Annotated in this window: 1 protein-coding gene; it reads right to left on the reverse strand. The window is 50.3% G+C overall.

Annotation, left to right across the window (positions count from 1 at the left end):
* Positions 1-45: 45 nt before the first annotated feature.
* Entirely contained in the window at positions 46-10,674 is a 10,629-nt protein-coding gene (locus EDC56_RS12525) for a T1SS-143 repeat domain-containing protein (RefSeq protein WP_123712924.1), read from the reverse strand.
* Positions 10,675-11,002: the final 328 nt, after the last annotated feature.

Genomic DNA, 11,002 nt, shown 5'->3' on the forward strand with positions numbered 1-11,002 from the left:
CCATGATCACTTCTAAATATAGATGCGACTTTTCAATGACACCTATTAACCGTTAACGACGAGTACCTGATCATCGATCATCTTCTGTAGTATTTCTGCTTCTGTTGCGGCACTGGCATCAGCGCCGTACAACTGATCCTCTGTAACGGAGGCAAGAACGATATTTTCATTGATCACGCCGCCACTATCTTTGATGGTGAGCGTTGTACCGACAAGACCGTCATAGCTGATATCGATCGCCGCATCCACAAGGGCAATAGTGGAGACATCCTGCATCGCAAAGAAGTCGGCTAAATCGAGCTGATCATGGTCAACATCGAGCGCATTGTCTTTGGTATCGAAGTCAGTAATAGTGTCTGTATAGGGGCTTGCGGCATTACCATCACCACTCATGAAGACGAAGCGATCTGCATCATCACCACCGGTCATGATGTCATCACCACCACGCCCAGCAAGGGTATCTGCACCTGCGCCTGCATCGATGATTTGCTCGTCATCGTTACCGTAAATCATGTCATCGTTGGCAGTGCCGTCGAGGGTTGTTGGACCGCTATTGGCAAGTTCAGCAACATGTACATCGATGCTGATAGGGTTGCCCATCGCTTGTTGACCGGAAAGCTCGGCAATAGGCACGATTTGTAGCGTGAAGTCGCCAAATAGGTTAGGCGCACCGACAATTTCAGCGTTGGCAATGTCTGCTTCTTGTACGGTCCAAACACTACCCGCCAGCGTCCCGCCAATAATACTGTAACCGGCAGGGAGTTGGCTGATTTCAATACTACCGAGCTCTGTATCTGCTGGGTTGACCATTTCAAGCATCAAGCTCAGCGGTATATTGTCACCTTCCAGTCCAGCAATACTACTGAACTCCGCAACCGCCGTCGGTGGGTCAACCTCAGGGTAGAGCATAACGGTGATATCATCCTGACTATAGCCACCCACATGGCTGTATGAGGAGCCATCCACAATATTGGTGTCAGTAGAGCCGGAGAGAATTTGTAGGTCTAGGCGGCCGTTAGCATCACCGTCAGTGACAATAGAAATAGAACTCAAGTCCTGAGTGGATACCTCGAGCAGTGCGCTGAGCCTTGGATCACTACCAATACCGTGATCGACAAAGAAGGCTTCTGTGCCATCAGGAGCGACAATTTTCAGTAACTGATAATAAGCACTTGGATCTGAACTGGCTTCAACATTAACGAGAATGGAGACGGTCTCGTGGCCGATGCTATCATCATCGACAATGGTGGCATTGAGTTCCACGTTGATTATGCCGCCCTCCATGGTACTAATGTTGTCGAAATCAGCAAAGGCATCACTACCATCGGCAACAGGGAGCACACCGACCGTAATATTTTTAACGGCACTTTTATAGTCATGGGTGCCGCGTTCATAGTTGTACACTTTGATGGTTAAGTCGACATCACCCGAGAAATCCCTCGGTGCTTTAAACACTAAGTCGTCGAGACGATCTGTCTCTATCTGCCAACAGAAAGAGCCATCGGGTCTGACGCCATTATTGCCCGCAGCCGTATAGGTGCCATCACCGTTGTCATAGTACAAGGTAGAGCCCGGTAGCACTGACTCGATAAGTATAGTGAGGTTCTCAGAACTGCCGGCTGGAAGGTTTTCGGGGTTAATCTCATGCGTCGCATTTTGGTCGGCTAGTGCGATAGTGATACCGCTGAGGGAAATGTAACTATCCTCGTCACCTAATAACGGTGTGTTCTGAGTGATGATCACCGGGTCGGTCACAGGCTCAACGTTGATGACGACTTGCTCGGTAAACATTTGGCTGGCAACCTGATTACCGGCATAACCATCGGCGACATCGATGACTTTACCTTCGAGCTGTATTCTAAACTGACCGTCCATATGCTCAGGTGATCTGAAGCGAACATTGGCTAACAAGCTAGTATCTGTCAGCGTATAAACGCCGCCCCCCTGATCGATGAGCAGTGCAGGATCAAGCCCTGGTGCCAATGAGAGTGTGCCCTTGTGGGTGTCTAGCAAGGTGAAGGTGATCGGTTCACTGCTATCGATACTCTCGATACCTTGCCCAGCAATGTTACTGTCGGCAGTGGTAAAGAATAGACCCAGCTCGGTATCGACATCCTCTTCAACAGTGATGTTGTTTGCCACCTGGAAGCTAAACGCGTCGACGACTGGTGCAATTTCGATTTTCAGGATTTGGCTGTTATCTATCTCCGTATTACCGCTGGCATCTGTGGCGATTACTTGTACCGGGATATCGATGGTGCCGGCAAAATGTTCTGTGAGATAACGTAGCTCGAGTGTAGGAATAGCAGCCTCTGTGAAAGACCAGCCCATTAAGATGTCACCGGATGCATCATACTCCTCGACAACACCGGGGCCGCCGATCCAGGCAGAGTGCGCAACATTAGTCGCCGCCACATAAAACGAGATAACGTCGTTATCTAAGCCGTCACAGTTGCCAGCGATATCAGTATTAAGATGACTGGCAAAGTTGATGGGTGCTTGATCCTCAATGCCATCGACAATCTCGCCTGTTGTGAACAGCGGTGTTGGCTGACAGGCAATGCCATCTAAAACAGGCTCATTAAACTGCAGTGTGATATCGGTTGATATCACCTTGCCGTCAGTGAGCTTACCGGAGGTATCAGGGCTGTCGTTGTGCCAGGCTGAGGCGCGGTCGATGACACGAGCCTCGATCTGGATCGTCTCAACACCAACGCTGCTGGAAGAGATGACCAAGCCATCGGCAATCTCGACGAGGATATCCTGTAGGCTACTGCTCGTCAGGCCCGTCGCATCGATGATCCACTCACCGTTACCCTGGTGGATGGCGCCGTTAGGGTGGGTAACGAAGAAGTCCTCGTTGTTGGGCATGATGATAGTGATGGTATCGAGCCATTCGCTGCCATCAACATCGGCCTCAGTGAACTGCACCTTGCCGGTCAAATCGATGCTGCCATTGGTGCTGACTAGGGTGTCGCCAGTACCGACCAGCTCTGTCTCATTCTCTACCACTGGGTGCACATCGACACGAATACTTGAGTTGATCGTTTGCAGGTCAGTACGGCCTGTGCCAGGCGCGGTATCGAGGACTTCATAGCTGAGTCCCCACTCGAAGCGGCCAGAGAAATCCGGAATTGGCTGGAACTGTACGGTATTGTTCGCCAGCGTCAGCGCAATATCGCTACTGTAATCTGATAAACGAATTTCCCCACTGGCATCGACGGTGACGGTGGTACCATCGATGATAAAGACGTGGCCAAGGGGGAGGCCGCTGAGCAATACGTCGGTCACTTCCTCGGAGCCATCGGCGTCTTTAAAACCTGGGTTTAAGTTAAGCGTGAGGGTACCATCCTCGCTCACGTGTTGATCCGCGGGTGCGAAGACACTGCTCTCGACGATCGGTGCAATATCGAGGTTTGTGGTAATAGTAAAGGTTGTACTGTCGCCGTCAGGCTCCGTGATGATTTGCTCCATATCAAAACTAAGGATACCCGAGAGGTCTTCAGGTGGTGTGATATAGAGGTTCTCAAGGTGGGTTACGCTGATTTGATAGATCGGGTCGCCAGCACCGTCGAAATCAACCACGTTGAGATAGATCGGCTCACCCGCCGAGTTACTGAAGTAAGCACCATCGGGAACACCGATCAGTAACACGTTGCTAAATTCTGAGTGGTCTAAATCGGTACTGCCCAAGAGATAGTCGAGGGAAAAAGGCACGTCTTCTTGGCCAAGGTTGGTCGGGATATTACTTATTGTGAAGTGGTTGCCACCGTCGTTCACCAAATTCCAGCCAGGTCCTGATTCGAGTTCTGGCTCATCAACCACACCGGTAACATCGATTGTCACTTCTTTCGTCTTACCACGGTTAGTTTCTGGTAATGGTACGAGCCCATCTTGCGTGGTGTCGTTGGCGATCGGGGTCACCTGCATGGTGAACTCTTGATTGTAAGAACTGACATCTTGCTCGGGCTTCAACATTGCCAAGCCAGCTGTGATGTCGGCATAGTTAACGACTACTGTGGTGCCGGATAGGGGGGTGCCGTCAACCTCGACGGACCAGCCAGCGGGGATGACGAGTTCAAAGCTGAGGAACTCTGAGCCATCGGGATCTGACAACGTGCCTTCGATATAAGGCTGCAAGTCAATGAGCTGATCCTCCAGCGAACGGATATTCTTCACTCTGATGCTGGGGTCGTCGGCCATTGGCGTGATATTGACTTCCACCACGACTGGCGTCTCTGCCGTGTCGGCATTGTCTTTTTCTGTGGTGATCGAGATAAGGTCGAAATGATACTGGCCGGCAATACCGTAGGTTGCCCCGATGACACTCAGCTGGCTGATCTCTTCGGGCAGCAAGATATCATTCGGGCTAAGGACTGTGGTTCCCATCATGACAATGATTTCACTATCGATGTTACCGACCCGATAGGTCACATCCTCAGAGCCATCATTGTCGACACTGATGGCCTCTAGGTCGAGATCAGTAGCACTGGTATCCTCGTCAAAGGCGACGATATATTTCACCACATTACCGCTGCCATCGACTTCAACACTGCCGTTATCCTGCCAGACAGGGGCATCGGCGACGGAGATCACACTGAGGTCAACGGTGCCATAGAATTCACGTGGAGATCCGCCCACAATGTCCGTTTCTAAGGTGAAATCTAGCTGATAATCGGCGAACGGGTTGATTTCTGACAGTGTCTCGTTGGCGTTAGAGACATCTTCTGCAGGAATGTAAATCAGATTGCCGTTGGGTTTGACGATACCACCAGCAGCATCGTAATCGAGTTCTGAACCAGAGAGTGTAAACTTGCCGCCGGAAGCAATTAGCTCAACCCGCGGACCGCCACCGGGAGGGTCAAGGAATAACCTACCGCCATCAAGACTGTTCTCGTCGATATGTAAGAACGTCGCAGTCTCTATAATTTCGACATCGCCAGCCTCAAAGCGCATATCGAGCAGGAACTCGCTATCCTCATAATCTTCCAAATTAGTCGGCTGTACCATATAGAAACCGTTATCTTCGATCTCTAAGTTAATCAGTGCTTCCGCCGTATCGCCATCACCATCTTCTATAGTGTATGTTAACTCCTTCAAATCCTTGATAATCTCTGAGTCGAAGACAGAAGAGGTCAGCTCATAATCACCATTCTCATGCAGCGTAAACAGGCCAATAGCATCGACCACTCCTGGAGAAAATATGGTGTAACTCCAGCTCGGATCTGGGCCAGGATCATATGACACTAGGTCGGTGTCGTGAAAAAGGCCAATAATCTTAGCCGGTGTATCCGCGCCTTTGTCATCATTACTAAAGACGCTACCGGTGGTTGAGAAGCCTTCGATAACATGGATGGTATCGTCGTTGGCGACAGGGACATCATCTTCAACAGTGATACTTACCTCGGCGACGGGTGATAAATCACCATCGGCATCGATCGCTTGCAGTTTCAAAGGGAAGACGATGTCATCATCCGTCGCAAACGGATGGTCAAGTGGGCCTTTCAATTTAAACGTGAAGAGACCGCTGTCGTTGATGGTAACGGTAAACACCAACGCCCCGTCAGCCCGCGCCTTATAAGTGCTTCCCTGTAGCTGCATCGTCACAGGGTTGCCACGAGACGTTAGGTTGAGGGCATCAAAATCCGCCATTAAAATGGTGTAGCCCACAATATCATCGCTGTGCGGGTGTAACTGAATCTGCGTCGTATCGTTCTCGCTGGCATTACCGGAATTACCCAGCCCGACCTCGCTTACAAGAATGGGTGCCGCACTGTCGAAGACCGGGTCTTGGCCGTCGAGTACCGAAACGGTGATATCGCTTAGGTGGTCATCGCCATCACTGTCCGTCAACAAGATGGGGACCGTTAAACTCAGGTCATCAATCTCCGTATTGCCATCGGGGCTGACGTGGTCGATAGGCCCCACCACCTCGACGGTGATATCAACGACTGCGGTTTGACCGGCAGGTAGACCGTCCGGCTGGGCGACGACCGGCGTTAGGTTAAATACCAGCACGTTTTGGTTGGTGGTTGGGTTATAGGCGACCATATCATCGCCGGAAAACTTCAATTTTAACGCGACACCGTTCTGCGTGATTGGATTGCCGCTATCATCGATCAACGGTTGGTTATTGGTGATACCAAAGGTCTGTGTGACGATGCGATCGCTACCTGCCGTGACTGTCCCTTGCGTGGTGATGACAGAGGGAACCCCAGTATTAATTGGGTCTATCGGGGTCTCAGAAAGCTGTAAGCTCGTATCGTTGATGCTGATTGTAGGGTCTGTGCCATCGACAATACCGATGTTGATCATGCCTTCGGTACTGTCTCCGTCATCGTCGATGACATAAACGGGAAGGCTCAGGTGGGCGGTGTCATCAGCTTGAGCGATTTGATCGAGCGAGTCATACAGACTGAATAAATAATCTGTTGATGAAGCCACCGTACTGTCCGGTGCCCCCTGGATCTGAACCGTGAAGACAATCGTGTTCGGGGTAGGGGTATCAACATAGGCTTCGAGTAAGCTACCGTCAGCACTGACCCGATATTGCACCGGGTAGCCGTTTGAAGTTAGCGTAGGGAAGGTTGCACCATCCTGAAAGACTAACGCGGCAATCGCGTCACTTCCGACATCGGTCTCAATACTGCCGGTTCGCTCGATGGCGCTGCCTGTTGGTGCGGTTTCCGTAATATCGGCAGGGGCCACCGGTGTTGCGATGAATGGATCGGCACCATCATTAATGATCATCTCGGCCTCACCGACCAACAGCGAAGTACCATCAAGATCGTCACCGACTACGGTCAAGCGCACGGTAAGCACGTCATCAACAATATGGTCTAAAGGCTGGAACAGCTCCATTAGCACCGCAATATCAGCATTTCCTGTACTGTCTGCCGTCGCTGCCGCACTCAAGTCTAAGGTAAAAACTGTGTTGGTTACGTTACCAATGAAAGCGGTAATCTGGCGGCCATCTGCTGATAAACTGTAGCTAAGACTATCGCCAGAGCTCTCTAAGTTGAGCGCCTCAAGATCTGTCACGACATCGGCAACAAACTGTAAAGAGCTCACAAGAACATCATCGGAGCCCGCTGTTGCCAAGATCGCAGCCGTACTGGTTACCGACTCGGTCGGGCTTAAAATATCTTCTGTTAATGTTGCCGTGCCGTCTCCAATGCTTCCCTGTGCACCATCAACCACGGTAATCAACGCAGGGCCCACTGCAGGGTAACCATTGTGATCATACATGGCATATTCAAAATAAATCGTCTGCGATACGGTGTGATCAAGGTTACGGGGCGCGTGTAGCTCCCAGGTGCCATCACTGAAGAAGACGAGGTCGCCCTTAACGGTATTGACGGTAACCGAGCCGCCATCCGGCACGACCTCTATAGCATCAGGAACACCATCATCATCAGTATCGACAGAGACGCCGAAGAGCCGGGCGGGCTCTAACACGACCGTATTGCTGGCTAATAAGTCATGATAGTTGCTAATGGCTTCCGTTGTCGTTTCAGAGTAGAGCGGTATGTCGATAGGGGCCGCATTAGTAATAGTCACTTCAACCGGCGACAAGACGGTTTCAGTGGTACTGTCCGCATCGATCTGAGTGGTCTCGACCATGATACGGGTGGCGATCGTCTCAACACCGTCTGGATGATCAATGTTGCGAGACTGCGTTATTTGTACGGTTTGCGCGACAGCGTCGATGACCATGTCGAGAACAAGCTCTCCCGATAGCGTTCTGAGTTCCATGTGGGTGTCACTCAGCGAAATAATCTCCATTCCCTCATCGGCGGAGGTTAAGGCGAGTAGCGCTGTTTGTGTCGTTGAAAAACGATAATCATCGAGAGGGTCGGCATCGTCACCAAAGGTATTGATCGCTACTGTATCGGTGGGTGTCGCGCCCACAGCAATACCAAACTCACTGATCGCAGCAACATCCGGTAAATCGAGTGCCGGTGTGACATCTGAGGCCTCGTTGCCGGCGATATCTGTCGACAGCGCCGTCATCTGCCAGCTTGAATTTGTCGACAAGCTGGTCACTGTGACGCCGGTGACCTCCCAGTTACCGAGATTATCGATGACTTGGCCGGTAAAGCTCTGGCTTTCAGAGAAGTCATTGCTAAAGGTAATGATGACCGGCTGGTTAATCTCGGCATCCGATGTACCGCGAATGGTCACGGTCTCACCGTTCTTCAAAGCCTCGATATCGAGACCATTATTGACCACGGTACCGCCCATGCCATCATCGTCACCCGTAATCGGCGTGACAATATCATTCACCAAAATCGTATCTTTGATAATCGAGGTGTCAGATGTCGCTGGGTTGCCGTGGCTATCGGTGACCGAAGCGGTGGCAGTAATTCGATTGCCGGAGAGGGCAGTCTCGTCCAAGCTGGAGATATCGATGCCATCTATTTGCCAAACGCCGCCCACCACAACGGCTTGCACAGTAATATCACGAGCCGGAGTACCATCGGACAGTACGACCGTCACTGTGGCACCGTCTTCGACATCAGTCACATCGCCGCGAACACTAACCGTGTATTGCTCATTTTGATTGATATAGTCATCATCTTGAATATATTCGATGGTGACTGCGGCCTGCGTATCTTTAAGGAAACTCTCCTGATAAACCGCCACATTACCGGCAATATCCTCACCGGTGGCGTCGACGATCAAATCACCGTCGACGAGACCACTGACGTCAGCGTCGAAGGTCCAACTACCGTCGGGCTCCACCACAGCAGTAAACCCATCGAGTACTGTGCCGTCACTATCAGTGATCGTGAACGAGAGTATTTGCCCGGGTTCAATCTCACTCGTCGTACCACTAAACGTCGTACCATCAGGAAGTTCAGATTCGAGCTTGTTAATCACCTCATCATCGTAACCGGTCTGTTCATTTTCAATCGTGACGTCATCGATTGAGGCGAGGGGATCGTAGGGGATGGTATTGGTAGCCGTTGCCTCGTTACCGGCAACATCAACGGTCTTCGCATCGACCGTCAACTCACCAGGGGCCAGATCGCTGAAATCGAGCCCTTCAAAGACCCACTCACCACCAATGATTTGTGCATTACCGGTGATGGTATTACCAAGGCTATCGGTAATAATAAAGTCAACCGGCTGGCCCTCTTCAACATCGACAATACCGCCTGTAACGGCAGCTGCCAAGCCTTCTACTGCATTGATAACGCCGTCATTATCGACAAAGTGAACATCAATTTCGGCGGTCTGGTCGAGATCGATATGGGTTTCATCCGTCGCATCATCACCATACTGGTTGGTCACTTCAGCAACAGCAGTTAAATCACCGTCGACAAGCGAAGAAAGGTCCATATTAGTCTGCCAAGTACCACCATCAACAATCACTTCCTGTGTAATGCTATTGCCTTCGCTATCGGTCACCGTCACGGTGATGATCAAGCCGTCTTCAACATTGAAGATGGTGCCCTGAACCAAGGTGTCCGGTGACTCATATTGGTTGAGCACACCATCGTTATCAATGATTTCAATAGTAATACTGGGTGTAACTAATAGATCTGTTTCGTTATCAGAGGATGCTGGGTTACCCGCCTGGTCGACAGTATTGGCCACGACCTTTATTGGGCCATCTTTTAATGTAGAGATATCGCTATTATCGAGATCCCAGCTGCCATCCTCTTTAAGCGTCGTGGTGAACGTGAGTTTTTCACCACGCTCATCGGTGACGGTAATGGTGACAAGGGCGCCTGGGTTAACGTTATCAAATTGGCCACCCACTTTGGTCTTGTGCGCTTCATCAGCATTGATCAAGCCGTCAGCAACATCTTCAATGACAACGTTGACGCCCTCGGCTAAGACGTCTTTAATCGAGTCGTCTATATCGTCAACCACCTTGTCAAAGCTATCCGTCACCTCTGCCGTGGCGGTAAACTTACCCTCGGCGAGTGCTGTTAGATCGACCAGCCCTAAGTTCCAAACACCGGCTGTCGCCAACGTTTCAAAGCTTAGAGACTCCCCGTTTATATCTGTGACAGTCACGATGATAATGCGATCGTCATCGATATTCGTGGTCGTCCCGTGCAGTAATACGCCCGGTGCTTCAAATTGGTTAACGTAACCATCAAGCCCAACAGGGTACTCATTATCTTCAATAATAATGGTGACCGCTGCGCCATCACGGTGATGCCAATCGTTGGTTGAGTTATCGAATACCGGAGGAGGAGCAGAGAAAGTCACTGGCGGTAAAAATGTATTAAAGCCGGATAGGGGGACAGTATGTGTCCCCAGATGATATAGCGGGCCATGATGAAGAACATCCGGCGTGTGCAATAAACCAATACCTGAATAATAAAGCTGTAGGTTGGTTTGCCCGGTGTTGAGGTGACTGGTATCAAAACCAGACTCTGCAATTCTTTCGTCGCCGGTACGGTCGATTTGGTGGTGGTACTCTCGACCATCGTTAGGCAACTCCTCATCGCCGAGTTTAATCGGGTGTTTGACACCGTCAATAATAATGTCGATACGTCCACTTGAACTTTTTACTAACTGCGCATCGATGAACTCATGAATCTCGACATTATCAGGTATCTCATCGGGGGGAAGTTTCTTGAGACTGCCGTCTGCATGTAATGCCCAAACCTCACCGCTTATCCGTAAGTAGATGATATTGTGAATGCTAGCCATAGCTTTTGTTACCTACACGTTTCTACTCGCGTAGCTATATCACTCACAAGTGACGGAGTAATAATTCGTAATCCCGATATAGACCTTTGATTTGTTTATATCCGTTTAAATAGGGCGTTTCAGCACGATTAGCCATCCGTTTGCCTTTATCAGGCATGCTGGTTATAACGTAACAGAGCAAACAAGCCCTGATGTACACAAGGAATCAATAATACTCAATTTAACATAATATACATTATGCGCAATTGGCTATTAGGGCCCTTAGAGGCCGTTCTAGGCTATCTACCTGATTGATAAGGTGCTGGAAAATCATATTCGAAGTTTGAAA

The sequence above is a fragment of the Sinobacterium caligoides genome, assembly GCF_003752585.1.
GTDB lineage: Bacteria > Pseudomonadota > Gammaproteobacteria > Pseudomonadales > Sinobacteriaceae > Sinobacterium > Sinobacterium caligoides.